We start from the raw sequence: 25,009 nt of genomic DNA on the forward strand, positions 1-25,009 counted from the left end.
TTCACTTTTTATGTTTCCTTTTTACACTTCCACCATACGAAACTGGTGCGTTCCTTAAATAAGGAACGCATCTTTCTTCATGAATGGTCCATTTTATGGAAGAATACTTAAAGTTTATTCCAAAACAAAGATAAAAATATTATAATAAATCAATTTTATAGGTAAAACATGGTAGCAAATTATTAATTAATAGAAAAGCACAATAACTCGCAATCAAGCTCTGATGTATTTTTTGAATTGTTATATCCTGTTCATCGTCTATTCACATAAGAGGTTTATTCTAAGAATGTCAAAAAGAGAGTGGAGGATTTAAAGATGAACCTTGCGTGGAAAGAAATTAGGAGAAACAAAGTAAGATTTTTGATTTTAGGTTCAATTGTATTTCTGATTAGTTTATTAACTTTTATTATTTCAGGCTTAGCGAACGGGTTGTCACAAGATAATGCTTCATTAATTAAAGATTTACCAGACGGGCAATTTTACATGGATGCAGATGCTGACGAAACCTATAGTCTTTCTAGAATAGATAACAGTGTCCAGAGAAAAATGTTACACGATTTTAAAGATGCCACAGCACTATCTATTCAAATGGGTTTTTTGAATGATAAGAACGGTAAACAATTAAGCGTTGCTTTTGTCACCTCAACTGAGACGAAATTAATAGAGGATATCAAAGCCGGTGAAATCATATTGGATCGCTCAATGGAGGAGGAAGGCATAAAAGTTGGTGATATTTTAAAGAACAAACAATTCAATGGGGAGTTTATTGTAAAAGGATTTGTTGATCAAAAGAAATTCAGCCATGCACCTGTTGCATTTATTAATATTGAGAACTACAAAGATATTTATAGAGTAGATGAGATGCAATTGATATTCGTACCCGAAATCGAAAATTCACAAGAGGTGGCTAGCTTACAATCTTTTACCATGAAGCAATTTCTCGACACGATTCCAAGTTATAACGCAGAACAAATGTCCCTTAATATGATTGTTTGGTTTTTAGTCGTGATTTGTGGAATGTTGTTCGCAATCTTCTTTTATATGATGAACGTCCAAAAAATTGGTTTGTACGGCATTTTAAAAGCAATCGGTTTGAAAACAAGCGCCTTATTCAAAATAATGTGGACACAAATGGTTTTTGTAACAACATTAGCTCTTTGTTTATCTATTGCGATTAGTCAAGGCTTTAGTTTTATTGTACCTGCAGGAATGCCTTTCAGTTTAAGCCTTGATACAACAATGCAACTGTCGATTGTCTTTCTAATAATTGGATTTATTGGGGCAACACTATCTGGATTACAAATTAGAAAAATTGAGCCTTTAGATGCGATTCAACAAGGAGAGATGTAACGTGGATTTTTTTACTATTAATGAGGTTAAAAAAACCTTCACAAATGGTGAAGTGAAGGAAGAAATACTAAAAGGAGTCAATCTTACTCTTAAAAAGGGGGAAATTACGGCATTAGTGGGGGCATCAGGTTCAGGAAAAAGTACTTTGCTCACAATCGCAGCAGGACTACAACCCGCATCAAAGGGACAAATAATATTTGAGGGTAAAAGTATTCATACTATGAACCAAGAGCAAATTCGGAAAATACGTGCAAGTGAATTTGGCTTTGTCTTTCAATTTGCACATCTCGTTCCTTTTCTTACAGTCGAAGAGCAACTTCTATTAATGCTGAGTGTTTCGGAATCTAAATTATCAAAACATCTACAAAAAAAGGAGGTTAACCATATTCTAAAAATAGTCGGAATGGAACATCGGAAAAATGCCTTTCCATCCTCCTTATCTGGTGGGGAAAAACAGCGGGTAGCAATAGCACGTGCGATTATTCATAAACCAAAAGTTCTTTTCGCAGATGAACCAACAGCAAGTCTAGATTCCAAAAGGTCTGAAGATGTTATGTCATTAATCAGATATTTAACAAAGACCCTGAATATAACGACCCTAATGGTTACCCATGACGAAGAAACGCTTGCATACTCTGATCATATAATTAAAATGAGTGATGGTCTAATTTTACAAAATGGCGATTCGATCGTTGAACTTCCATCTTAAAATCAACATTTCTTCATATAAACAATTAGCCCTGCTTTGTACTGGGCTAATTTTATTTGCATTAAGTTAATGATAGTTGATAGTAATGGTTCGCTTATTATGTTATAAAGACAGCAGTAAAAACATTTCAGACGTAGATTTTCATAAAAATAAAGCATTTAATTCTTAACAATCGGAGGATAGTATGAAGAAAATTCTAATAGTCGATGATGATATTAATATTTTAAACCTTATTAACATTCATTTGAGTGAACAAGGATACAAAGTATTTGAAGCAAAAGACGGAATTAAAGCATTAGAGCTCCTCGCTATGGAAAAATGTCATTTAGCAGTTGTTGATGTAATGATGCCTTTTATGGATGGTTATACATTAACGAAAGAAATTCGAAGACAGTATAATATTCCGATTATTCTTTTGACAGCAAAAAATCAAATCGAGGATAAAGAGCAAGGTTTTCAAGCAGGTACAGACGATTATCTTGTTAAACCATTTGAACTGAAAGAATTAAGCTTTCGAATCAAAGCTTTGTTGCGGCGATATGATATTCAACCAGATGAGCCGATTGTTCGCATAGGCAATACTACTATAAACAAAAAAAGCTATGAAGTTATGATCGGCGTCAGAACTATTCTTTTACCCTTAAAGGAGTTTGAACTTTTGTATTTCTTAATGGCAAATCCTAGGCAGGTGTTTACCAGAGATCATTTAATCGTACATATATGGGGTTTGGATTATGAAGGAGATGAACGAACGGTAGATGTACATATTAAAAGATTAAGAGACCGTTTTTCTATATTGACTGATGATTTTCAAATTAAAACAATACGAGGGGTGGGCTATTCACTGGAGGCAACGCAATGAAGACTCTTTATGTCAAATTTGTTGTTATTACAGTTGGAATTATGGTTTTAAGTAGTATTCTTGCATTTTTACTATCCAATTCTTACTATCAGCAAAAATTAAAACCCTCAAACGATGAAAAAATCACTAAAATTGCACAATCTATCGCTACATTTACGGACGAGCATCCTAAGTTGAATTTAAAAGAGTATCTAGAGAATATTTCTTCAATCGGATATCAAATATACTTAGTGGATAATTCTGGAGCTGAATCTTATTGGGGTGCAAACTTTAGAGAGATTAATCTTCCGGTTTCAACTAAAGAATATGTCTTAAAGGGCAATACTTATCACGGTATTCTTCATTTTCCCCAAGAAACATTTGTAACAGGCTTCTTTGCAAATGAATTGAAGAATACAATTGGCGTCCCATTAGCACATGACGAAAAAATTTATGCTCTATTTATAAGGCCGGATATTAAACTTCTTTTTAATGAGATGCATCTTCTATTTGGGTGGCTGCTTGCATACACAATTCTTCTGAGCATCGTAATGGTGGTTTTTAGTACAAAATATTTAGTAAAGCCAATTTCCAAACTAACAAAAGCTACAAAATCACTTTCCAATGGCGATTTTGATGTTGAACTTGAGATTAATCGTTATGATGAGCTTGGAGAACTTTCCCGAAGCTTTTTACGAATGGCCCAAAAATTAGAACAAATGGATGATATGAGAAAGGAGTTCATCTCAAACATATCTCATGATATTCAGTCACCTTTATCCAATATAAAAGGATATACAAAACTTTTGGAAAATGAATCAATCGGTCCAGAAGAAAGGGGCCATTACATCTCCATTGTAAACGGTGAAATTAAGAGGCTATCTACTTTAACCACGCAATTATTACTCCTTGCATCACTAGATCGCAATGAGGATATTTTGAAGAAGAAGTCATTTAATGTTGGACAACAAATTAAGAAATTGGTACGAAACTATCAATGGCTAGTAAGCGAAAACAGTATCATGATTAGCTATTCTTTGCCTGATTGTGAAATCGTTGGTGACCCATCTCTGCTCAATACGGTATGGGATAATTTACTGTCAAATGCCATTAAATATAATAAGCCTGAGGGCAATATAGAAATTTCAATTGAAGCAAAAGGAGAATCGATATTAGTAACGTTTCAAGATACAGGAATAGGATTAAAAAATACGGAAGTAGAGCGGATATTCGATCGTTTTTATCGGGCAGATACTGCACGAACTCAAACAATCTCTGGAACAGGATTAGGCTTATCGATTGTTTGGACCATTGTTCAATTACATGATGGTCATGTTACAGTAAATAGTATTGAAGAAAAAGGAACTACTTTTTCTGTTCAATTACCAATTAAATAATTTATAATTACTTTTTTTAATTGTCATTCATTACCGAAGCAATTGCCAATCGCTAATGAATGACTCTTTTTTTGTAAACATTTATTCATCTTCTGTTCATATTTAGGGCGTAAATTAGAGTTGTGTAAGTGAAGTGTGCTTATTTATACAAATGCTATAATGTGGAGGGTAATCTTGTTATGAATAACTATAGTCAAGTATTGTTACGATTTGCTGGTGTTTTCGGTGTAATAGGAGCGATTTTGGGTGCACATATGGCAGGTTCAGACTCTTATGCATTCCGTCCAATTCATGCACATATTTTAGTCGTTGGTTGGTTAAGTCTTTTTGCATGGGCGGTTTTCTATCAGGTTTTCAAAACCTCGCAAATAATATTGTCAACAATACATGTTTGGAGTGCCATTATAGGATCTGTGGGCTTAACAGTGGGCATGTGGTTATACTTGGTTAAGCCATTTCATCTTCCTGAAGGATTAACATTGACTTTTTATATTGGTGGGGGGATTTCGTTACTTGTAAGTTTTGTTTGTTTCTTCTTATTAACATTGTTATTCAAGGAAAATGCATAATTTCCTTAATTCACTTGTTTTCGAGGTATATCACATTGAGTGAAAAATGGCCTTCTTAGTTTGTTTTATTGAATAATCGTGTTTAGGTTTTTATTATAACCAGCTTGTGGAACAAATGGCATGAATAGGTGACATGACAAAACGTATGTTCTATAATAGAGTTATTTAATATGGAGGTGAAATATATGAGACCCATACTGAATAAAAATCTAAATGTAACGGAATTTCTTAATTTCTATTGGTTAAAAGAAGAATTACAATCTTTTTGTAGAGAGAATGGGCTGACTACTTCTGGTACTAAAATTGAAATAACGGATAGGGTAGCAGCATTTCTACAAACCGGAGAAATACAAAAGATTCCGAAGAAAAGAAAGTCTCCTTCAAAAGATGTATTGCCTACAAATTTAAATCTAGATACGGTTATTACTGAAGAACACCGTTGTAGTCAAGCTGTAAGAGCCTTCTTCAAGACTGAAATTCCAAAGTTTCATTTTTCAACTTATATTCAAAATTATTTTAAAAATAATGTGGGTAAAACTTATCGTGACGTTATAAATGCGTGGTATGAAGAGGAAGAAAGAAAAAAGAATCCTTCGTATAAAAAACAAATCGGCCCGCAATTTGAATACAATCAGTTTATTAGAGATTATTTTGCAGATCCAAATAACAAAGAACACAATCGAGAAGATGCAATTAAAGCTTGGAATATCATAAAAACACTACCGGGAAGCAACAAATATAGAAGCTAATTACATATTTCTTCATTTGGGGTGCAGATTATAATAAGAAATGCTTGAAATGCTTCTTTATTAATAAAATGGGTGAGAAGTTAAGTCGATCCCAATTATCATCATCAAGTTTGGAGGAGGAACTTGATGATAAAAGTAATTATGAGAAGTTTTTTGACTAGTTATTGTTCTGTTTGATTTTTTTATAGTTTACATAATATCTATTAAGTTCGTACAAAACAGACTTATCTAAAACTACCTATAATTATTGGTGTGGGATAGAGAATTATAAGGTTGTTCCTTAGAAGTTATGTTCATTAACATTACTCCTAATATTATTATTGCTAAATTGGAAAATTTTAATCATAATATATAAAAAGCCTTATCTTTTAAGTAGAAGTATAATAAATGCTAGGAATTTAAGGGTTTTCTGAAGAAGAAATTATTCTCATTAAAATGAACCTCCTATTTTATAAGAGTTCATTATATTTTGATTGTCAACTGACACTTTAAAATTCTTTATACTATAAATTGACATCACTTGGTAAAGAGGTATAAGAAGAACAACATTTGGAGTATAGGTATGTAATTTATTCGTTTTTAGTTGAGAATCTTCAATTTTATATGTCTTCAATCATTACATAAAATATTCTATATCTTTTGAGGCAGTTTAAATAAAAGCTGACTCTTTTTTTTGTGAATTTTTAAACAATATAATTTAATGGTTAGATTTTTTCTATTTTTTGGTATATTTGAATGTATAATTAAGTGAAAGGTTGAAATGTATATTAGTATTTTGGTTATAGCAGAATTAACATTAAGAAGAGAAAGAAGTTCGGAAAGTGAATTAGTATAGCAGCTGATGTAAAGTTGGAAAATATAAAAAAGTTGACAGAGGTTAAAGAGTCAAATAAATCAGACACTGAGATGGCTTTTTATTATGATAATATCAATGGGAAGACATCAGAAGAAATAGCTGAAGTTTTAATGAGACAATTGATATTGAAAAAATTGTAGATCTTTTGCTTGTCGATGAGACTGGTGATAATGGTGGAATAATAGCTTTGTCCGGAAGGGCAACTCCTAAAATATCCGACAACGACTAAAGATGGAAAACGCCAATACAAATCAAACCCTACTCAATGTGCAACCTGTTCTTTACTTGCTCAATGTACAAATAGTAAAGACCACCGAAAAATCATTGAGCGTCATATTTGGGCACATCATGTTGAAGAAGCGAATCATCTTCATCATCAAAACGATATCAAACAAATAAATGCGAGACGTAAAGAAACGATTGAACGGGTCTTTGCGGATGCGAAAGAAAAGCATGGTATGCGTTGGACAACCCTACGTGGGATTAAAAAATTGTAAATGCAGGCCATGCTTACTTTTGCTGCCATGAATTTATAGAAGCTTGCCAATTGGACGTGGCAGGCTCCAGAAATGATTTAAATAAGGATACTCATAGAGTACTTTCCCTTAAAATAACACTGCAAAATACCCAAAAAGTCATTCAAAATACAAAAGGCCTTCAGAATGAGACCATTCTGAAGGCTTTTTGTCGACATTCTGAAAAGAGTGACTACTGTCATTCTTTTATTTTGTGTTTTTTAGGCTTTAATCTTTGTTTTTGAATATACATATGTTGAATATATTGAAAAACCTATTAGAGTACCTGATATTGCAGGAATCCCAGTTTTTGCTTCTACATTAGCTGTAAAAGAATAAACCAGTAAATAAACCCCTATGCCAAATAAAATAAGAAAATTCAAAGTAATAAATAAAGTGTTTTTCATGAGAACTCCTCCAATTTTTTAGAGTCTCTTTAAATTTGTCTCTATACCAAATTTAAACATAAACTTTTTAGTTTTTCACGTATAAAGTTTTAACTTTTGAAAAATCTCTACGTGGTATTATTGTTAAACTTTGTGTTCCAGTTGAATACATTTCTACCCAACCCATTCCATATCCTTGAGCTGCTTTATTTGAGATATCATCAAAATTTGTGAAAATAGAAGCTACAACAGAAGCAGTACTTATAGTACCTCCGATAATCGGATTTAGTGATAGCCACCCCATAGTTGCTGCCAAAACAGTCATACCATTATTTCTGTTTTTAACGTGTTGTACATAACTTTTCAATTGCGTATTATTCATATACCCTTGAGCTTTTATGTATTTGTCAACATAGATAAATTTAACTTCACCACCACCACCTTGATCATTAGCGAACGGAGTTATTGAAATTATGTTTTCGCTCTCGCTACTAATAAGTGGAGTTTGTTGTACTTCTCCTAAGTTTTTCTTAAATGAGTTTGAATCTGGTGTTGGTGCAGCTGCATCAGCCGAATTTGCGAATCCAATTGCTGATGATGTAACTAGTAACGTAGCAACCGAACTAAGCAATAGTTTTTTCATGATGTTTTCCTCCAATTGTTTTTTGAATCTCTTATAGATTAGCATATGTAATCTTAATGTAATTTTTTTGTAATATATTTGATACAGGGTGAAAATAGTTTTAAGGTCTTTTGTTTTGATTGTTGAATTCTCGGAGAGTAGTGTAGAGCTTGTAGTTATGAAATTATCACGTCCCACAAAACCAGCTAATAGTTGTCAATAAAAATAATAAAAAAATCAAGTTATACTAAATTTGTGCATACCAAATAACCGTTCAAACTAGATTTGGAAAGTTTAGGGCCACTTGGTTAATTTGTTAAATCAAGCAAAGTCTTGGAAGGAAGTTTTACTTCTTAAGTGCATAAATCCAATGTAATAGTTTGTTTGCACAAACTATTACAGCTACTTTATACGATTTTCTTTCTTCACGTTTTTTATCATAGAACGCCCGTAATTTCTTATTACGAGGAAGGACTTCATCCGTTGTTTTCTTTATTCGGCGGTCACGAATAGCACATTTAACAGCCATATACAAAGCTTGCCGTAGTCTGCTAGAGCCTCTTTTGGTTATTCGGTTGTAAGTACCTTTGAAGGCACCAGATTCAAACACACTTGGATCAAGACCGGCAAATGCGACGAGTTTCTTAGGATGATTATATCTTTCAATTTCCCCAATTTCAGATACAATCGTGGCAGCGATTTTTTTTCCGATACCGGGAATTGATTGGATAATCTCAAATTCTTCAATACCTTTTGCTAAAGCATCTATCTCATTTTCAAGTATGGATAGATGTTTTTTGTATTCAAAAAGCATATTAATATACATATCTAAGCTTAGGGCAAGACTAGAGTATAGAGCCTTCTGAAAAGTATTTTTTGCTGCGGCATTCATTAACTTTTCAGGCCTGTTGATTTGCCCATTGTAGAGAACGAGTATTACAGAATTCTTTCATACCTGTAATATTATCGTGCTGTCTCGTAAGATGACGTAAGTTCGTAAGTTGGATACCACGCTTTTTATAAGGCTCTAAATCCTCCTTATAATACAGCTCGCAGAGGTGATTGGCATAATTGATATCTGTTTTTACCTTTCGCTACATCCAGACCAATGACTGGATTCATTATAATTCCTCCTTCAAATTGATAATTGCAGGTAACCCCTAAATCCTCTTTGTAGTGTCATAGCTTCGCTTGGTATACGAGATCATTGTCCCAACCAGCCTCAAACATGTTTCTACAAGTAGGGGCGAACTGTTTTGCGGACGGGGTCTAGCCCCACTGGCGCGAACGTTCTACCCCGGCTACCGTTATCATATATCGATATAAAAATTGGTCAACCAGAAATATTTTCTGGCTGACTTTATAATACGATCGGGCGCTTTCCTTGATAAGGAGAGGGTCTTTCTTCATGAATCGGGGCATTTTCTTGAGTAACAATCCACAATTGAATCATATCAATGCTAAAATATGGATAAGTTTATGAAATACGAACTTAAACTATCAATAGTGTTGATAGAGATATGTTTTATTAAGGAGAATGCAAATGCCAATTATTAAGCACATGCAATTTATAAAAGCACCTATGGAAGTATGTTTTGACCTTGCAAGGAACGTAGATATTCATACTAAAACAACTGCTAAAACAAAGGAAAAAGCTGTTGGTGGTGTTACACAGGGCTTATTAAAAGAAGGCGATACTGTTACTTGGGAAGCCACTCACTTTGGCATTAAACAAAGACTAACGGCAAAAGTAATTTATATGAAAAAACCTACTGAATTTGTTGATATTATGATAAAAGGAGCCTTTCAATCTTTTACCCATACACATCGATTTAGAAAAGAAAAAGGTGGAACTTTAATGATTGATATATTTGAGTATAAGTCACCTTATGGTCCAATTGGGTTAATTGCTGACAAATTGTTTTTGGAGAGATATATGACAAGGTTTATAATAAGCCGAGCAAAAGAATTAAAAAGGATTGCAGAAACACATTAATAACTTATTCCATTATCGGGCGCAATTCTTGAGTAGAATTGCGCTTTTTGCAGCAATAGGGCCAGATTGTTGAATAAGAGAGTAATCGAAAACTAATGAAGTTCTAATCTATTCTGTTAATAATAATTTTAAAGCTTGTATAAAGTCCTTTTTATAATCTTTGGAATATACATGTATATATACTTTTGAGGGGAGATGGCTGGAGTTGCGAGAAAGGATAAGTTTAAGTGTTGGTTGGATAACTTTGTTTCTAATGGGTACTGACTTATTTGTTGTGTCTCCGTTACTACCGTTCATTTCGGAAGCATATAGGGTTAGTCCAGAAACCACAGGATGGATGGTAACTGTTTTTGCAGTAACATATGCTTTTTCAGCGCCTATATTTGGGTGGCTTTCAGATAAAAAAGGCCGAAGAACTTTTATTATATTTGGTTTACTATTGTTCGTTATTTCCAACATACTAACTGCTTTTGCTTCTTCATTTTTATGGCTAATTGTTAGCCGTATTTTAGCTGGTTTGTCCGTTGCTTCAATCACTCCTTTGATATACGCAATCATTGGGGATATTGCACCGCCAAATCGAAGAGGAACATGGCTTTCGATAGTTGTCTCTGGACACTTAACTGCTCTTTGGGCAGGGGCGCCATTGGGTGCTTTATTAGAACATTTTCTTGGGTGGCGATCAGTATTTGTTGTAATGGCAATTATAGGAGCCATATTGACGGTAGTGAATTTTAAAACCTGGGAGTCTATTCATAAAAGTGATTTAACAAAAAATATATTAGAAGGAAATTTGCTAAGAATACTTAGTTCCGTTAGTGTTACCACCATTTGGGCAATTTCTATGTATGCTATTTATGTTTATTTAGGTGCAGCGCTTTACTCGGAAAATAGATTCTCATCATCAGAAATCGCATTAGCTGTAACTTTTTATGGTGTTGGTGCTGTTCTAGGAAGCTTAACGAGTGGTCAATTAACAGATAAATTAGGAGCAAGGAAAATTTCGAAGTTTGCACTAATTTTATTGACTCTGATACTCATTTGTTTAGGAATATTCTTCTCATATGGCGATTGGGTTTATTTCTTTCTTTTTATTTGGGCCTTAGTTGGCTATGCAGGATTTACATCATACCAAGCACGGTTAGTGGTAGAATATCCAAATGAAAGAGGAATGGTTATGGCATGGAATAATACAGCTCTGTATATTGGCATCACCATTGGTTCACTGATTGGAGGTTATGTCATTTCTAATTGGGGTTATTCTTTACTCCCATATGTTTGTAGCGTCGCAGCAATTATAAGTTTTGCACTTAGTACACAAAAGGTAAAAGAAGTCAAATAATATCCAGTTTTTTCTAACTTGTATTTTAATTCAATTAACCTATTAAACAAACCAGCTAATAGAAGCTGATCGTTTTTCAACAATCGTGCGCGATTCTTGAATTAGAATTGTGCTTTTTTTATTTAGGAATGGTTTGTTGATTAAGACAAGCCTAATTTTTATGTGCTATACAAAAATTAGGCTGTATTAAACTTATTATGAGACGAATTTTAATCCTATTGCTGCACCTAAAACCATGCCTATAAAAACAAGTCTTTTCCAGTCTTTGGATTCGTCATATAAAATCATTCCTAAAATTGCTCCGCCAGATGCACCAATTCCTGTCCAGATTGCATAAGCTGTACCCATGGGAAGAGCTTCCATCGAATAAGCAAGGAATATGAAGCTTGCTCCAAACCCAAGAATTAAAAGAACTAATGATTGCCAATTACGATCTTTGTGCAATTTATTAATCATAGCAACACCAAACATTTCGCATAAACCTGCTAATATTAAAGTAATCCATGCCATTAAATTTCTTCTCCTTCCTGACTCGTATCTTTCGTAACTAATTTCAGGCCAATAACACCAACTAATAAAACTAAAATTAACAGTACTTTTTCTATTTTAAAAGGTTCACCAAAGAATAGAATTTCAGAAAAGACCGTGCCAGCAGTACCTAGCCCAACAAAAACTGCATATACCGTTCCTACAGGGAGTTTTTTTCCTGCCATGATCATTACATAGAAGCTAATGATGATCGCAATAACAGTCCCAGCCCAAGTCCACAAATCATAAGAGTGTTTTAAACCAATAACCCATAGAACTTCAAAAAAAGCGGCAACAAATACTTTCAACCAATCTGAATTCATTAAAAAAACACCTCCGATTTTATTTTCGCCAAAAATGAAAAAAAGCCCAAGAGATAACTGTAAAAAACAGTATCTCCCAGGCTTTTATCCTTCCGTGACACAGCAAGCTGTGAGTTTTCTCTCGGACCAGACCAACGTTTCGCTGCGGAACCCTAGAAAACATTTAACTTATGCAATTACCTTGTATTATACACAATTTTTAATTATAGTCAAGGATAGATTGATAGAATATTTACTTTATCTTCTTGAAATAAATGAACTAATTGATGTAGCACCTTATTCAACAAACAGACGGAATTCTTGAAGATGAATAGTCCCATTTCAGTAAACAGGGCCAGATTGTGGAATTAAGCAATGTAAAACTCTAGTAGTATTGCTACAAAGGTTTTTTATTGGAAAAATAAAGAGACGTATATATATCTGGTAGCTAGTTTAATTTCGTACTTACCAATTTAAATCGGCAATATATGAGAAAAGAGAGTATTCGGTACAATAGCGATAAATACGTCTTTTTCCATTAAATGGCCATTTGATGGAGTAATAATTTATTAATAGTTATTCGACTATTAGTCAGGGTAGTAGCACAAGAATTAAAGCATTAATTCACTTGGATTAACGCTATTTAAATTACATTAAAATATTTCACTCTTTAAGTGCCTAATTGACAAACTTACATCTCCTATATACCCTAATCTGTCCATTTTCTTGAATAAACTCTTGTAAAAAAGATAGTTGAATATAATCCTTAATTACATTAAATACCCCGAGATTTTATACAACATAAAATCTTGAGGGGATATTTTATAACCAAGCCTTTTTTAAGAGATTCACACCGAAATTTATTTGGTCACAATTGAGATTACTAAAACCAAGTTTAAGGATGGGGACATCAGATTGATTATTAAAGTAGTAAATGCTTGTTGGATATACTTTAACTCCATAATTAGAGGCACGTTCAATGAACCAATCTTCAGGTCGGTCATCATGAATTTTAACTAATACATACAAACCAGATTGTTCCCCGATAATGGAAATATGCTGACCGAACTGTTTATTTAAGGCTGACACAATACATTGCATTTTGTTCTTGTAAACGAGTCGCATCCGTTTAATATGGCGGTTCCATTCACCTTCTTCCATAAATTTAGCCATGGTCAATTGGCTTAAAAGGGAAGATGTACTTTCAAAATACTTGAATTGATTTTGATAACGATTTAAAAGCACCTCTGGCAACGCCATATAGCTGAGACGCATTCCAGGCAGAAAGGACTTTGAGAAGTTTCCTAAATAGATCACCTTTGTTGAATCAATGGAAGCAAGTGCTGGAAAAGGCTGTTGTGTATAGCGAAATTCACTATCATAATCGTCTTCAATAATATAGCCGTTTCTCTTGTCTGCCCACTGAATGAGCTTTTGCCTTTCTTGAATAGACATGCTGACGCCTATTGGGCTTTGGTGAGAAGGAGTCACATAAATTAGCCGTGATTTCATATCATCTAATTGTGAGAAATCAGCCCCAGTTTCATCTACTGATAACGTTTCAAGTGTAAATTGATGAAATAAAAATGCCTCTCTTGCCCCGTCATACCCCGGATTCTCAACGATTATGCTTTGAAAATCGTCTTTTAATATTTGACCAAGATGAATCAACATTTGTTGGGTGCTGCTCCCAATGATAATGGCATTTGGATTTGTTTTTACTCCACGAGATTGGAGTAAATAAGTAGCAATTTGTTCCCTCAAACACATTTCACCAAAGGGATTTCCGTATAGAAAAGTCTCCTGTAAGGTAAGGACTGAATTTGAAATTCTTCTATAAGCTTTTAACGGAAAATTTGCTTGATCGACTGATCCAGCTTTAAAATCCACGATATAGTTTGTAGTTGGTTCAGATTGCTGATCAGGAATCGAAATGGCACCCTCTTTAACTATATGAGCTTCTAATTCATTGACAAAATAGCCTCTTCTTCCTTCTCCACGAATATAGCCTTCTGCAACAAGTTGTTCATAAGCCATTAATGTAGTATTACGACTAATTCGCAGTGAATCAGCGAGCTGGCGAATAGAAGGTAATTGGTCGTTCGCAGGAATGTCACCTTGTTCAATCAGTAATTTAAATTGCTTATAGATTTGTATGTATTTAGAAGTGCCCTTCTCTATAGTAAAAATGATATTCTCCATAACAATCACCTCTGACATGTATATTTAATAAGAATTGTACCTTTTAAGATGTCAAATGCTAGTATACTCTGTTAACAGAGGAAAATCTAATAACGTTTTTATAAAAACGGAATTGAAAATTGCCTGATTGAAATTTGGAAGAAATCTAATTTGAAATTGATTATTAGGAAAAAATGTTATGTTACAGGTGAAGATGTTCATTACGAAAGGGGAAAATGTGATTATGTTTATACCAAAATATTTTCAAGTGAAAAATATGGATGAAGTGGTTGGATTTATGGAGGAGAACTCCTTTGCAACGGTGGTCACAACAGAAAAGGGTAAGCCAATTGCAACCCATCTTCCATTACAGCTTCAAAAAGAGGAAGAAAACTATTTCCTTACTGGGCATTTTGCATATGGGAATCCTCAATGGAGGACTTTTGAAATTTCTGAAAGTGTGCTCGTTATTTATCAAGGACCTCATGCTTACATTTCTTCATCATGGTATGGCCATGAAAACGTACCAACATGGAATTACCAAGCGGTACATGTATATGGTCAAGCAACCATTATAAGAGAAGAAGAGTTAAAACAAGATTTAACGAAGTTGTTGGAAAAATACGAGAAACATCGTGAAAATCCAATTTTATGGAATAAATTATCTCCGCAGTTATTGGAAAGTCAACTAAAAGGGATTGTTGGGTTTAAAATTAAAGTGCATGAAATTCAAGCTGCTTATAAATTAAGTCAAAATCGAAATGAAGAGGATTATCAGAATATTATTAAAGAATTACAAGAGGAAAATAATATAAATTCTCAACAATTAGCCGAAGTGATGGAAAAAAGACAAGATAATAAATAATTATTAGAGTTTAATTTAGAAGAGGGCGCATTTCTTTAAAGAAGGCGTTTTACTTAGTGAAAATGACTAGATTGTTAAATAATCATTATTGGAATTACTCGAAGCCGTAGTACGATTTATCCAATGTTTCGACTCGGACACGATTTAAGATAAAGTGAATGTATATTCTAAACAATCATTTAACCCATATGTTATTTTAAACTGAACAATAAAATGAAAAAAGAATTGCCTTAAAAGGAGAATTAAATAATGAAAAATATAAATGTAGCCATTCCTACTCCCTTTCACGAAGATGAGAGTCTATTTTTAGAAGGGTTTAAACCCATTGTTGATCACTTAAAATACAATGGGATTGATTCAATTCTCATATGTGGCACAACAGGTGAACAACATTCACTTAGTATCAATGAACGATTACAAATAATTGAATACTTTAATCAACAAAGCTTTTATAGTATCGAACTTATGTTTAGCGTATCCGCTACAAGAACGAGTGATGCAATTAAATTAATTCAAGCACTCGAAACGTCTGAAATTGATGTTTTCGTCATAAGTTTCCCCCCATATATTCTACCAAGTCAGGAGCAAGCTGTTTACTATGTTGATGAACTACTCAAACATACTTCTAAACAGGTTGTACTATATAATAATCCTTTGCGAACTGGATTTGATTTGGGTCAGGCTGCACTTCAAGATCTAATCACTAGACATACCAATATTATCGGACTCAAAGAGGGGGGAGATGTTAATCGTCATCAACATACAAATTTCGCAGAAGATTTTATTCTGTTTGCAGCCGGTGATGTTGATTTTCCAGAGATGATAAATAATGGATGTAGCGGGCTTTCTAGTATGGTTGGAAATGTTTATCCTAAAGAAATTAAGCAAGCTTTCAATGACTTGCTAGAGCATAAATCCATTAATTCAAATAAATTAAACAATTTAATTAAGGAAGTTACAAACAAACAAACTATTGTGAATATAAAAAATCACTATAATAGCATTGGGTTAAAAGTTGGTACTTGCCGTTCACCTATCGTCCAAACATAATGAGTATAGAGTGTTGCTTTGAAAACAAATTAACAATTTATATTCAATTTTGAGATAATGTTCTTTACTAGGTTTAGGGAGAGAGTCACATCTCTCTGATAAAGACTAGACAGTTCCATGGCTCTTCATATACAGTTTATCTGTCATTTAGACAATATGAAAATCAATACTGATTAAAATAAATTTTATTAACTGAAGGGTAGAGAAGAAGGGTGAAATTATTATGGATAGAAGATATCCATAATAACTTCACTTGTCCTAATGAAGTTCAAGAAAAGAAAATTCAAATGTGGATTAATGAAATGACTTCCCTACCTTATCGTATGAAAGCATTAACTGCATCCCCATATACTTGCATCGTTTACAGCTTTAAGCAAAAATGAATTTTTGGCATTAAAATGGAGAGATGTCTAGAAAACTTTAGAAAGAATATAAATTCATTAAGACTTTACCGTTTAAGATACTTAGGAGGATTAATTTAAATATATTTACCATTTGTGCGGTGGGACCGATTCTAAATTACTTTCTGCAATACTTACGGAGACAAATACAACTATGACTATTAGTGATAAAGACTAAACCCATTCTGTATAGAATGGGTTCTCCCTTATTAAATAAACATAGTTTATTTAGAAACTTGATGTAGAGCTTTTACGAATAATCCGAAGTCGAAGGACGATACCAAGAGTTCTTACAGCAAACATCGCAATTGAAAAGAAGATAAATGCTGCTGGTATAACATCAGCACTCAAAACAACCTAATCATGTGCTAACAAGTAGAGGGCGTACAATTTATAATCGTAATCAAGTCACAAGGGGCAGATCGTTCAACCCGGATACTATAAGACTATATAAAAAATAGTCTACCAAATTCTTTCTGGCCGACCATATAATACGATATGCGATCAATTTGAATTAGAGCAGCCTAATTTTTACGTGCTATACAAAAAACTAAGTCTTATCTTGTTGGCTTATGGTGGGTACCCCTTTCATAAGAGATAACTCCTTTCCTTTCTATGTTAGGTTTTAAGTCATTTGAAAGAGCCGTTCATATCATAAGTGGTATAAAGGCTATGTATATCGTCAAAAAAGGGCAGTCCATGAAAGAAATGAAGTCTGCCCGAAATGAAAAACAATTTATAGACGAATTGTTTGGATTAAGTTCGTAAGTAATCAATTACTAGAAAATAGAACATCTATGTTCCTAGTAAGTGTTTTTTTAACCAGAACCCCACTTTTCAGCATGGATTTTAATTAAATATATAAGCTTTTCCATGGCGGGAGTCAGCCATTTGTTTTTATGATAAGCTAGTTGTGTTGTGACAGATTCTTCTGTATGAATCCAAGATAAAGCAACAAGTTTTCCTCTTTCTAGTTCCTCTTTCACTGCTATTTGGGCGAGATAGGTAATGCCCAGTCCACACATAACGCACTGTTTTATTGCTTCAATATTCCAAAAATTGATTTGTGAGCATTCAATCCCTTCCTCTTTTATCCAATATTCTAAAAAGTCTCTGTAACTTCCTGGTTCTGTAAGTAACAATATTTCCCCTTGCAAGTCGGCAGGGACAATTTTATTTTTTTTCGTTAAGTGATGCCCGGGATTAGCGAACATGACTAACTTTTCACGGATAAGATTGAAGTTGTGAAGGTCATCATCCTCAGAAGAAGGTTGAGAGTTAGCATCTCTGCCATTTTTCTAATGTGATTATCTATTGGTACGGATCATCCTACTAATATTATTAAAGATGTTAATCAGCTTTTAGAGCGGCAAAATAATTTTTTTAGGAAAGTGAAAATTTGATGAAAATAATAACACACAAATTAGCCTTAATTGGCTTTGGTAATGTAGGGCAAGGGCTAGCAACGATTATTGCTGATAAAAGCGCCCAACTTGAAGCATTTGGAATGAAGGTCCAAATTGCTGCTGTTAGCGATCCGATTAAAGGGAGTATCTACAATCCAAATGGTTTAGATGCTGAGTTACTCTTGAAAACTGTTCAAAGTGGAATAACGTTGGATACTCTTACTGCTCCATATACAGGATGGTCTGCTAAACGTACTATTGAAGAAGCCGATGTAGATACGGTGGTCGAACTTGCTTATACAGATCTAAAAACAGGTGAACCTGCTTTGACTCATATGGAAACTGCATTAAGGCGTGGACTAAATGTTATTACCACTAACAAAGGACCTATTGCTTTGCACTATGACAGACTTATGAAATTAGCTAAAGAAAACAATGCGCATCTACGAGTTGAGGGAACTGTAATGAGTGGGACACCTCCTCTACTATTCGGTTTAGAACATTTGGTAGCAGCAGGTATTACAAAGATTGAAGGAATTTTGAATGGAACTACAAATTACATTATTACGAGAATGATGGAAGGGAAAAGCTATTCTGAAGCTCTTCGAGAAACACAAGAATTAGGGTATGCAGAGGCTGATCCTGCTGGTGATGTTGAGGGGTATGATGCAGCTGCCAAGGTAGTTATCCTTGCGAACTTGCTTATGAAACAATCCCTCAAGATGGAGGATGTCGACCGTGAAGGAATCACAAAATTAACACCTGAAGATATTGCAAATGCAAAAGAGGACAACGAATGTGTGAAGTTGATTGGTAGAATTGAATCCTCTTCAGAGGGGTGTAAAGCAGAAGTCCGTCCTTTGAGAATTCCGCTTTCTCATCCACTCTCATCGATTCAAGGCGCAACTAATGCGATAACTTATACTACTGATATCCTTGGTGAAGTCACTCTTATAGGTACAGGAGCTGGTAGGATGGAAACTGGATATGCCATTATCGCTGATTTGATTGCCATTCATAAAGAGCACGCACGTTCTGCTTCGGGTCAAGTTGAAAAGGAGGTAAGGTTATGATACACACTTCAACTGCAGAAATAATAAATAAAAAAATGTTACTGAATGGAGAATGGATATCGAAGGATGAGTATATGGAAATTCGAGATCCACAGGATGGAAATCTGACTGGGACTGTACCGTTAGCTAACTTAAATGATGTGGAGATTGCCCTTGAAGCGGCTGTTTCTGGGAGTAAAACTGCTCGTTCTATTCCAATTCATCAGAGGATCTCTATTTTGCGAAAAGCAGCTGAAGTGCTAGAAAATAGAGTAGAAGAATTTGCTCGAGTTATAGCCCTAGAAGGTATTAAAACGATTCGTAAAGCCCGTAAAGAAGTTCTGCGTTGTGTGGAAACCTTGCGTATTTCTTTAGAGGAAGCTAGGCGAATCAAGGGTGAGACAATACCATTTGACCAATCAATTGGTTCAGAAAATAAAGTTGGATACTATATGCGCGAGCCGGTGGGGATGCCATCATATTAAAACCGCATGAAGAGACACCTCTATGTGCATTGATGCTTGCTGAAATACTTACGAATGCTGGACTTCCTAAGGGTATATTGCAAGTTATTACCGGTAGAGGAAGCGAAATCGGTGAAAAATTAGTAACTGATCCTCGTGTTCGCATGGTTTCCTTTACTGGTGGGCGAAGTGACAGGTGAAAAGATCATCAAAATGGCGGGACTTAAAAAAGTGAGTATGGAATTAGGAAGTAATGCACCAACCATAATAATGAATGATGCAGATTTGGATTTGGCCGTTCCAGCATGTGTGAGTGGGGCATTCTGGGCAGCAGGCCAAAACTGTTTACACGTACAGCGTCTTTTGGTACACAGTGAAATCTATGAATTGTTCAAGAAGAGTTTTATTTCTCTTTCAAGCACGTATCAAGTTGGGAATAAGCTTGATGAAAATACTGACATGGGACCACTTATTAACGAGGAAGCAGCTAAAAGGGTGGAACAATCAGTCAATGAAGCATTGTCACATGGAGCAAATCTCTTAATGGGTGGGTTTAGAACAGGAAGTTTCTATGCACCAACTCTTCTTGAGAATGTATGCGATATCACAAGCTTAACTTACTAAGAAATTTACGGACCAGTGACGATTATTGAAAGTTTCACGAACTTTGAAGATGCTCTTAACCGAGCTAATTCAGTAGACTATGGTTTGAAGGCGGCTATCTTCACTCCTAATTTAGAGACCGCATTCAAAGTTATTGCTGATCTGAAGTAGGGGCAGTAATGATCAATGAAAGTACGGATTATCGCATTGATGCAATGCCTTTCGGGGGTACCAAAGGATCTGGGCTGGGTCGTGAAGGTGTATCCTTTACTTTGAATGAAATGACAGAACCGAAAATATCTTGTTTCAGTATTTAACAATATAACTATAAGAATGAATGTATGCCTATATGACTTAAATAGTAAAGTAACCAATATATTCACAATACTCGGGAGATTCGTTGTAACGTTAGAACTCTACCTGGGAATTCAGATAATTATGTAAATATTTGTTGCATCATATTGCCTCAGAAGGTAGATGTTTAATTCTATTTTGTAATCATTGTATGTATAGGATATGTACCTTACTATTCAACTTGCCATGATTACTTATCTTTAGCCTCTATTGAGATGTGTCCAGAAGGAAGAAGTTCAAACTTTAAGGGATTATATGAAAAAACTGCTTGTGGGAGATATTATTAGCAGATCACGGTTTACCCGATTTTGCTTAAAATCAATTAGATTTTGATGAGGCGGTTTATTAATCAAGACCTGATGTATTCAACTTGTGTTGCACGAAGAGAAAAAAGAGAATGGAAAATTGGAAAACAAACATTTTTGATATAGGGCTTATCATAGACTCATCTCGAAATACTTAATTAAAAACAATTCGAGATGGGTGATGATTATATTTATCGAATTCAACAATACTAGAATATTAAAAATTATTATTTTATCCTATTCAATTAACTATCCGTTTTGAGAACAGATAACAAGCGGAATTTATTATAATTATTAAATGAGCTACTGCCATGAATTAGTATCATATCTAGTGGATTTTAGAATGTGCATAAAGTAATTAAGTATTAGTTCCGCAAAACAAAATAGTTAATAATGATCCCACTCCAATAGGATAAGTAAACATTTTTGATTAAATTTAGAACAAGCGATAAATGAATGATCTTGAAAAAAGATAGTTGTTTTAGTTACTTCTTGTATGATTAATGTTAATAGGTCACCTAGAATTAGGGGAAAAGTATGTGTAAATAAATGTCTGTTCGCAAACCAATCACAACTAAGCCAACTACAAAACAGACAATTTGGCTAAGGAAGCCTTCGGCTGTAATCATGTTGTTTAATAAGAAGAGCCACAGATCAATCCCAATCCCCGTTATAAAATAACAAAAAAGTTCAAGTTTTGTCATGTTAACAATGAATTACAACCCATCATGACGAAGGCGATAATGATTTCCCAACTATCCGCAGTTAGCCCCACATTTCTAAACAGTTCTACCAGAAGTGCATCAATAGGTGATTTTTCAAAATTTGATTGTATCGTGAAGGAGACAACAAGCGTTCAGAATAAAATGTCTGTTAGATAAAATTTATACTTCAAATTATTCGACCTTTATTATTTTTTATTGTAAATGCAACATAATTGAGTTAAATTAAAGGTATGCAAATTTTGTTGTATTTGCAACAAAAAAGATATCTGTACTTGGGAGTTTATTATGAAGGAAATTCTTAGTGAAATTGGAATGATTGCAAGGGCATTAGATTCTATAAGTAATATAGAGTTTAAAGAACATGACCTAACAAAAGGGCAATATTTATATCTTGTCCGAATATGCGAAAACCCAGGCATTATTCAAGAAAAGTTAGCTGAGATGCTCAAAGTAAATCGCACAACAGCAGCCCGTGCGATAAAAAGACTTGAAATGAATGGTTTTCTTGAAAAAAAAGAGGATTGGGATAATAAGAAAATTAGGAAACTATATCCAACGGTAAAAGGTGCTTATGTTTATCCTTTTATCAAAAAAGAAAATGTTTATTCTAATCATGTTGCATTAGATGGATTTTCCAAAAGTGAAGTAGAAACCATTCATAATCTTATTCAACGAGTACAGAAAAATATAGTTATAGAGTGGGAAAATGTAAGAAATAGGGAACAAAAAAACTATTGAAAGGAGATTCATATTCAAATGGATCTAAAATTTAAAAAATGCTACCTTGAAGATTTACAAACGCTACAAGAAATTAGCATTGAGACGTTTAACGATACATTCAAAGATCAGAATTCACCTGAAAATATGACTGCTTATTTGGCAAGGGCATATGACTTAAAGCAATTAGAAAGAGAATTATACAATCCTTCTTCCCAATTCTTTTTTGTATATGTTCATAATGAAGTTGCTGGATACTTAAAAATTAATACCGATGATGCTCAGTCTGAAGGAATGGGTAATGAATCACTAGAAATTGAGAGAATCTATATAAAAAACAAATTTCAAAAACATGGGCTTGGTAAATATTTGCTAAATAAAGCCATTGAAATTGGAAAAGAACTTCATAAAAAGAGCATTTGGTTAGGCGTATGGGAAAAAAATGAAAATGCCATTGCGTTTTATATGAAAATGGGATTTGTTCAAACGGGAGCCCATTCTTTTTATATGGGGGATGAAGAACAAATAGATATTATTATGACTAAACACTTATTTGGATGATGACAGATTAAGAAATGACAAAGAGGGTTCATTGAAAAATGAAATGGAGAGATCAATATGCCTAAATTTATTATTGAAGATGATTTTTGGTCGTTATTCCCTCAGGCAAAGATAGGTATTGTTATTTGCCAGGGGATTGATAATTCAATTAAGAACGTCGAAATGTATGATCAGCTACTAAGAGAAGCAGAGAAAGAAGCACATCAATTTCTTAGTTTAGATGAATTCAGTCTCAATCCGGTCATTTCCGTTTGGAGAGAAGCTTTTCAGAAATTTAAGACAAAAAAAGGAGCAAGGTGTTCCATTGAAGCTTTATTAAAAAGAGTAAAAAATAGCAATGAGATTGGAACTATCAACCCACTTGTTGATATTTATAATTCCATTTCACTGCGTTTCGGTCTTCCGTGTGGTGGAGAAGATATCGATACGTTTGTAGGTGATATCCGTTTAACACAGGCAAATGGGAAGGAAGGGTTTATCCCATTAGGAAGTGTTGAAAATGCGACGCCATATGAAGGGGAAATTGTCTATAAAGATGATGAAGGTGCAATATGCAGATGCTGGAATTGGCGTGAGGCTCAGAGAACTATGCTAACGGAACAAACGAAAAATGCATTCCTGTGTATTGAATCGATTGATGAAACAAGAAGCGATGAGTTTTATACTGCTCTCAAAGTATTGTCAGAATTAGTATCACATCATCTTGGTGGTTCTGTAAAAGTTGAAGTGTTAGATTTAAATAATAGGGAAACGACAATCATTGAATAAGATCAATTCGCCTAATTCAATTCCACAAGGGTTACTATACTGACTAATTATGATTCAAACTTAGGATGCATAACTGATTCTCTAAAATATTTTATTAGTTAATGACTATAATTTGGAAGCAGTTACTCAATGCAAATTGAATCTATTTCGCTTTCTAGTAAGAATTTAAAATGAAGTTCTTGGATTGGTAAAGAATTTTTATAGGTATAATTAGTGACCTCTAAACTTTCTTCTTAACTAATGAATACACTAGCAGAATAACTGAGGAACTATTTGGCAGCTTTCTTGGAACTCAAGGCGCGTTTAATTAGAAACGCGTCTTTTTTTATTTAAGGGCTAAAAATTGTGGAATAATTTCTTTAAATATAATAACTTAATAACTAGATTATCAACTTAAAGTAGTATATAAATAAAGATAAAAATTTTATTAAAAAGGGTTGAAACAGTATGGAATTACGACATTTAGAGTATTTTTTAATGCTTAGTAAAGAACTACATTTTACAAAAGCAGCTGAAAAATTAGGAATCTCACAACCTACTTTAAGCCATCAAATTAAAATGCTGGAAAAAGAAGTAGGATATTCACTATTTAATCGTGTTGGCAAGAAAATTGAGCTTACAAAGGTAGGAGCAATTGTCCAACAAGAAGCAATGAATATTCAAGATTCTATCCAAAATATATCTTCCCAAATTGTAGCATTTTCGAAAGTAGAAATAGGAGAATTGAAGATTGCTGTATTACCAGGAGAAATGACAGATCTAATATCCACCGTATGTATTGAATTTAATAAGCTATATCCGAATATTAAAGTTATTATTGATACTACAGATCAAGTAGAAAAAGCTGTTCTAGAAAATCAAGCGGATTTTGGTATTGGTTTTCAATTTGATAAGTCTGATTTATTACAAGGAATAAAGTTGTACAATGAAGAGTTTTATCTAATTAGTAATCAAAGTAACCAAGAACAATATGTTTCGTTCTCTTCTATATTTAATGAGCCTCTTATATTATTTTCTAATTCACATCAATGTAGAAAATTATTAAATAAGACTAGCTACAGCATTGGCAAAGTGTTAGAGCCTACTATTGAAACATCGAGTATTACATCTATTTTAAATCTCGTTAGAAGTGGAATCGGACGCAGTGTTGTCTCACGCACTCTATACGAATCTTATGATACAAACGATTTATTTTTCCAACGTATTAAAAACCCATCTTTAACTAGACCTGTTTATCTCTTGATGAAAAAGAACTGCTTTATTAACTATGCAGCACGTGAGTACATGAAGCTAATAATAAGGGAGATTGAAAAGCTTCATTTCCACACAGAGGAAGAGACGCTTAATTATTTAAAGGATTTAATATTATAGGTTTTTTCTATCATTATTATAGAA

The 25,009-nt window shown here is 33.8% G+C and carries 21 protein-coding genes, 5 pseudogenes and 1 riboswitch; of the genes and pseudogenes, 19 read left to right on the forward strand and 7 right to left on the reverse strand.

Features of this window, described 5'->3' with window-relative positions:
• The first annotated feature begins 315 nt into the window (after positions 1–315).
• The 7 genes and pseudogenes from C1N55_RS10095 to C1N55_RS10125 all read left to right on the forward strand — a co-directional run.
• The gene (locus C1N55_RS10095; RefSeq protein WP_137728709.1) at positions 316–1,350 is read left to right on the forward strand and encodes an ABC transporter permease; all 1,035 of its coding nucleotides are present in this window, start codon (positions 316–318) and stop codon (positions 1,348–1,350) included.
• A 1-nt stretch (position 1,351) separates the two neighbouring features.
• Positions 1,352–2,059, forward strand: a complete 708-nt coding sequence (locus C1N55_RS10100; RefSeq protein WP_137728710.1) for an ABC transporter ATP-binding protein — start codon at positions 1,352–1,354, stop codon at positions 2,057–2,059.
• A gap of 184 nt (positions 2,060–2,243) precedes the next feature.
• On the forward strand, positions 2,244–2,921 hold the full coding sequence (locus C1N55_RS10105; protein WP_137728711.1) for a response regulator transcription factor: 678 nt from the start codon (positions 2,244–2,246) through the stop codon (positions 2,919–2,921).
• Positions 2,918–4,297, forward strand: coding sequence for a sensor histidine kinase (locus tag C1N55_RS10110; RefSeq protein WP_137728712.1), 1,380 nt, complete (start codon positions 2,918–2,920; stop codon positions 4,295–4,297). The genes C1N55_RS10105 and C1N55_RS10110 overlap by 4 nt, the downstream gene beginning before the upstream one ends.
• 179 nt (positions 4,298–4,476) lie before the next feature.
• Positions 4,477–4,866, forward strand: coding sequence for a hypothetical protein (locus C1N55_RS10115; RefSeq protein WP_137728713.1), 390 nt, complete (start codon positions 4,477–4,479; stop codon positions 4,864–4,866).
• A gap of 185 nt (positions 4,867–5,051) precedes the next feature.
• On the forward strand, positions 5,052–5,615 hold the full coding sequence (locus tag C1N55_RS10120) for a DUF6434 domain-containing protein (protein ID WP_137728714.1): 564 nt from the start codon (positions 5,052–5,054) through the stop codon (positions 5,613–5,615).
• A gap of 1,041 nt (positions 5,616–6,656) precedes the next feature.
• Positions 6,657–7,007, forward strand: a pseudogene (locus tag C1N55_RS10125) (transposase); the annotation flags it as partial.
• Between the two features lie 200 nt (positions 7,008–7,207).
• Here C1N55_RS10125 and C1N55_RS10130 read toward each other — a convergent pair.
• From C1N55_RS10130 to C1N55_RS10140, 3 genes and pseudogenes are all read right to left on the reverse strand, one after another.
• On the reverse strand, positions 7,208–7,393 hold the full coding sequence (locus C1N55_RS10130) for a hypothetical protein (protein ID WP_137728715.1): 186 nt from the start codon (positions 7,391–7,393) through the stop codon (positions 7,208–7,210).
• Positions 7,394–7,460: 67 nt separating this feature from the next.
• Complete coding sequence (locus C1N55_RS10135) at positions 7,461–8,015, reverse strand: hypothetical protein (protein ID WP_137728716.1); 555 nt, start codon at positions 8,013–8,015, stop codon at positions 7,461–7,463.
• Between the two features lie 300 nt (positions 8,016–8,315).
• A pseudogene (locus C1N55_RS10140) lies at positions 8,316–9,088 on the reverse strand (IS110 family transposase); the annotation flags it as partial.
• A 449-nt stretch (positions 9,089–9,537) separates the two neighbouring features.
• Between C1N55_RS10140 and C1N55_RS10145 the strand changes: the two are divergent.
• Both C1N55_RS10145 and C1N55_RS10150 read left to right on the forward strand, forming a co-directional pair.
• A complete protein-coding gene (locus tag C1N55_RS10145) occupies positions 9,538–9,990 on the forward strand; it encodes an SRPBCC family protein (RefSeq protein WP_137728717.1) in 453 nt (150 codons plus the stop codon).
• A 205-nt stretch (positions 9,991–10,195) separates the two neighbouring features.
• Complete coding sequence (locus C1N55_RS10150; protein WP_137728718.1) at positions 10,196–11,332, forward strand: MFS transporter; 1,137 nt, start codon at positions 10,196–10,198, stop codon at positions 11,330–11,332.
• A 195-nt stretch (positions 11,333–11,527) separates the two neighbouring features.
• Here the strand turns inward: C1N55_RS10150 and C1N55_RS10155 are convergent, their stop codons facing one another.
• The 3 genes from C1N55_RS10155 to C1N55_RS10165 all read right to left on the reverse strand — a co-directional run bounded on the left by C1N55_RS10155 (position 11,528) and on the right by C1N55_RS10165 (position 14,364).
• Entirely contained in the window at positions 11,528–11,842 is a 315-nt protein-coding gene (locus tag C1N55_RS10155; RefSeq protein ID WP_137728719.1) for a DMT family transporter, read from the reverse strand.
• The gene (locus C1N55_RS10160; RefSeq protein ID WP_137728720.1) at positions 11,842–12,183 is read right to left on the reverse strand and encodes a DMT family transporter; all 342 of its coding nucleotides are present in this window, start codon (positions 12,181–12,183) and stop codon (positions 11,842–11,844) included. Before C1N55_RS10160 ends, C1N55_RS10155 begins: the two co-directional genes overlap by 1 nt.
• A gap of 71 nt (positions 12,184–12,254) precedes the next feature.
• Positions 12,255–12,350, reverse strand: a riboswitch (guanidine-I (ykkC/yxkD leader).
• A gap of 634 nt (positions 12,351–12,984) precedes the next feature.
• A complete protein-coding gene (locus tag C1N55_RS10165) occupies positions 12,985–14,364 on the reverse strand; it encodes a MocR-like pyridoxine biosynthesis transcription factor PdxR (RefSeq protein ID WP_137728721.1) in 1,380 nt (459 codons plus the stop codon).
• A 223-nt stretch (positions 14,365–14,587) separates the two neighbouring features.
• Between C1N55_RS10165 and C1N55_RS10170 the strand changes: the two genes are divergently transcribed.
• The 3 genes from C1N55_RS10170 to C1N55_RS20525 all read left to right on the forward strand — a co-directional run bounded on the left by C1N55_RS10170 (position 14,588) and on the right by C1N55_RS20525 (position 16,641).
• Positions 14,588–15,208 carry an FMN-binding negative transcriptional regulator gene (locus C1N55_RS10170; protein ID WP_137730611.1) on the forward strand — a complete coding sequence of 207 codons (621 nt, stop codon included), beginning with the start codon at positions 14,588–14,590 and terminating at the stop codon, positions 15,206–15,208.
• 249 nt (positions 15,209–15,457) lie between these two features.
• Positions 15,458–16,258 carry a dihydrodipicolinate synthase family protein gene (locus tag C1N55_RS10175; protein WP_137728722.1) on the forward strand — a complete coding sequence of 267 codons (801 nt, stop codon included), beginning with the start codon at positions 15,458–15,460 and terminating at the stop codon, positions 16,256–16,258.
• 212 nt (positions 16,259–16,470) lie between these two features.
• Positions 16,471–16,641, forward strand: a complete 171-nt coding sequence (locus C1N55_RS20525) for a hypothetical protein (protein WP_168193838.1) — start codon at positions 16,471–16,473, stop codon at positions 16,639–16,641.
• 836 nt (positions 16,642–17,477) lie between these two features.
• On the opposite strand, the pseudogene C1N55_RS10180 reads toward C1N55_RS20525, so the two are convergent.
• Positions 17,478–17,915 (reverse strand): annotated as a pseudogene (locus tag C1N55_RS10180) (LysR substrate-binding domain-containing protein); the annotation flags it as partial.
• A 146-nt stretch (positions 17,916–18,061) separates the two neighbouring features.
• Here C1N55_RS10180 and C1N55_RS10185 point away from each other — a divergent pair.
• From C1N55_RS10185 to C1N55_RS10215, 7 genes and pseudogenes are all read left to right on the forward strand, one after another.
• A complete protein-coding gene (locus C1N55_RS10185) occupies positions 18,062–19,138 on the forward strand; it encodes a homoserine dehydrogenase (protein WP_240758254.1) in 1,077 nt (358 codons plus the stop codon).
• A gap of 74 nt (positions 19,139–19,212) precedes the next feature.
• Positions 19,213–19,781 (forward strand): annotated as a pseudogene (locus C1N55_RS21015) (aldehyde dehydrogenase family protein).
• Between the two features lie 37 nt (positions 19,782–19,818).
• A pseudogene (locus tag C1N55_RS21020) lies at positions 19,819–20,501 on the forward strand (aldehyde dehydrogenase family protein).
• Positions 20,502–21,853: 1,352 nt separating this feature from the next.
• A complete protein-coding gene (locus C1N55_RS10200) occupies positions 21,854–22,306 on the forward strand; it encodes a MarR family winged helix-turn-helix transcriptional regulator (protein WP_137728724.1) in 453 nt (150 codons plus the stop codon).
• Positions 22,307–22,324: 18 nt separating this feature from the next.
• On the forward strand, positions 22,325–22,846 hold the full coding sequence (locus C1N55_RS10205; RefSeq protein WP_137728725.1) for a spermidine/spermine N(1)-acetyltransferase: 522 nt from the start codon (positions 22,325–22,327) through the stop codon (positions 22,844–22,846).
• 57 nt (positions 22,847–22,903) lie between these two features.
• Positions 22,904–23,614: a B3/B4 domain-containing protein gene (locus tag C1N55_RS10210; protein WP_137728726.1), complete on the forward strand. Its 711-nt coding sequence runs from the start codon at positions 22,904–22,906 to the stop codon at positions 23,612–23,614.
• Between the two features lie 447 nt (positions 23,615–24,061).
• Positions 24,062–24,985, forward strand: a complete 924-nt coding sequence (locus C1N55_RS10215; RefSeq protein WP_137728727.1) for a LysR family transcriptional regulator — start codon at positions 24,062–24,064, stop codon at positions 24,983–24,985.
• Positions 24,986–25,009: the final 24 nt, after the last annotated feature.

Origin of the sequence: Lysinibacillus sp. SGAir0095 (genome assembly GCF_005491425.1) — a bacterium.
In the GTDB taxonomy this organism is placed as follows: domain Bacteria; phylum Bacillota; class Bacilli; order Bacillales_A; family Planococcaceae; genus Ureibacillus.

Bases quoted from the DNA above. Each gene is read 5' to 3' on its own strand.
- C1N55_RS10095 (WP_137728709.1), top strand. From the start codon at position 316: ATGAACCTTGCGTGGAAAGAAATTAGGAGAAACAAAGTAAGATTTTTG.
- C1N55_RS10105 (WP_137728711.1), top strand. From the start codon at position 2,244: ATGAAGAAAATTCTAATAGTCGATGATGATATTAATATTTTAAACCTT.
- C1N55_RS10110 (WP_137728712.1), top strand. From the start codon at position 2,918: ATGAAGACTCTTTATGTCAAATTTGTTGTTATTACAGTTGGAATTATG.
- C1N55_RS10115 (WP_137728713.1), top strand. From the start codon at position 4,477: ATGAATAACTATAGTCAAGTATTGTTACGATTTGCTGGTGTTTTCGGT.
- C1N55_RS10120 (WP_137728714.1), top strand. From the start codon at position 5,052: ATGAGACCCATACTGAATAAAAATCTAAATGTAACGGAATTTCTTAAT.
- C1N55_RS10130 (WP_137728715.1), bottom strand. From the start codon at position 7,393: ATGAAAAACACTTTATTTATTACTTTGAATTTTCTTATTTTATTTGGC.
- C1N55_RS10135 (WP_137728716.1), bottom strand. From the start codon at position 8,015: ATGAAAAAACTATTGCTTAGTTCGGTTGCTACGTTACTAGTTACATCA.
- C1N55_RS10145 (WP_137728717.1), top strand. From the start codon at position 9,538: ATGCCAATTATTAAGCACATGCAATTTATAAAAGCACCTATGGAAGTA.
- C1N55_RS10155 (WP_137728719.1), bottom strand. From the start codon at position 11,842: ATGGCATGGATTACTTTAATATTAGCAGGTTTATGCGAAATGTTTGGT.
- C1N55_RS10160 (WP_137728720.1), bottom strand. From the start codon at position 12,183: ATGAATTCAGATTGGTTGAAAGTATTTGTTGCCGCTTTTTTTGAAGTT.
- C1N55_RS10165 (WP_137728721.1), bottom strand. From the start codon at position 14,364: ATGGAGAATATCATTTTTACTATAGAGAAGGGCACTTCTAAATACATA.
- C1N55_RS10170 (WP_137730611.1), top strand. From the start codon at position 14,588: ATGTTTATACCAAAATATTTTCAAGTGAAAAATATGGATGAAGTGGTT.
- C1N55_RS10175 (WP_137728722.1), top strand. From the start codon at position 15,458: ATGAAAAATATAAATGTAGCCATTCCTACTCCCTTTCACGAAGATGAG.
- C1N55_RS10185 (WP_240758254.1), top strand. From the start codon at position 18,062: ATGAAAATAATAACACACAAATTAGCCTTAATTGGCTTTGGTAATGTA.
- C1N55_RS10200 (WP_137728724.1), top strand. From the start codon at position 21,854: ATGAAGGAAATTCTTAGTGAAATTGGAATGATTGCAAGGGCATTAGAT.
- C1N55_RS10205 (WP_137728725.1), top strand. From the start codon at position 22,325: ATGGATCTAAAATTTAAAAAATGCTACCTTGAAGATTTACAAACGCTA.
- C1N55_RS10210 (WP_137728726.1), top strand. From the start codon at position 22,904: ATGCCTAAATTTATTATTGAAGATGATTTTTGGTCGTTATTCCCTCAG.
- C1N55_RS10215 (WP_137728727.1), top strand. From the start codon at position 24,062: ATGGAATTACGACATTTAGAGTATTTTTTAATGCTTAGTAAAGAACTA.